This window comes from Streptomyces alkaliphilus (assembly GCF_014141535.1).
In the GTDB taxonomy this organism is placed as follows: Bacteria; Actinomycetota; Actinomycetes; order Streptomycetales; family Streptomycetaceae; genus Streptomyces; species Streptomyces alkaliphilus.
On sequence record NZ_VKHT01001295.1, the window covers coordinates 1 to 1,152 of the forward strand.

Below are 1,152 nucleotides of genomic sequence, written 5' to 3' on the forward strand. Positions count from 1 at the left end.
GGCCGGGGGGATCCCTGGGGCCCACCCCGGCGCGTCGCCGTGCATGGCGCGGTGGTACGGGTCGTCGGGTCCGATGTCGCCCGGACGCACCGGACGACCGGTGAAGGCCGCCTTGTAGAGGGCCGCGGTGAACTCCAGGGTGCGGCGGGCGTCCGGACCGCTGCCGGGCGGACGGACCCCGGCGCGCATCGCCGCCAGGATCCCGGCCAACTGCTCGGTGTGCGAGCTTGGCACGTCCCGCTCCGGGGTGCGCCAGTGCTCCACCCGTCCGGGCTCGACACCGGGGCGCGGGGTGTACCGCCAGTCGGCGTTGGTGTGCCCGTAGAGGTGGGTCAGCTCCACGGTGGCGTCGTCGCAGTCGATCCGGATGCGGCTGACCTCGTCGGGCGAGAGCACGCTGTTGACGACGGTGGCCACCGCCCCGTTGGCGAAGCGGACCAGGGCGGTGGAGACGTCCTCGGTCTCCACGTCGTGGCGCAACCGGGCGACCATGGCCCGGATCTCGATCCAGTCGCCGAGAAGATGGAGCAGGAGGTCGTTCTGGTGGATTCCGTGGCCCATGGTCGGGCCGCCGCCCTCGCTCGCCCAACCGCCCCGCCAGGGCACCGCGTAGTACTCCTCGGTCCGGTACCAGGTGGTCTGGCAGTGGGCGACCCGCGGGGCACCCAGCTCACCGGCCTCCAGCAGCGCGCGGGCGTGGACGGTGCCGGAGCCGTGGCGGTGCTGCGCGACCACCGAGGCGTAGGGGCCGCCCTCGCGCTCGGCCGCGGAGATCGCGTCGAACTCGGCCAGCGAGAGGCACAGCGGCTTCTCGCACCACACCCAGGCGCCGGCGGCGAGTGCGGCCAGGGTCTGTTCGCGGTGGAACACCGGTGGGGTGCCGATCAGCACCAGGTCGGGGCGCTCGGCGGCGAGCATCGCGTCGAGGTCGGTCCATCCGGTGACCGGCCCGAGGCCGGGGTGTCGGGCCACCTCGGCGGCGAACGCCTCCAGGCGGGTGGGGTCCACGTCCACGGCGGCGACCGGTCGCACCTCGGACGCGTGGGCGGCCAGGGCCGCCAGGTGGGCGCCGGTGACGATGGCCCCGGTGCCGACCACGGCGGCCCGGAAGGGCCCCGACCGACCGTCGACCGGGGGCGTGGGGGGCTGGGC

General features: G+C 75.3%; 1 protein-coding gene. It reads right to left on the reverse strand.

Annotated elements, in window-relative coordinates:
* A partial coding sequence (locus FNQ90_RS24070) for a Gfo/Idh/MocA family protein (protein ID WP_182608273.1) occupies positions 1-1,098 on the reverse strand: 1,098 nt, incomplete at its 3' end.
* Between the last annotated feature and the right edge of the window lie 54 nt (positions 1,099-1,152).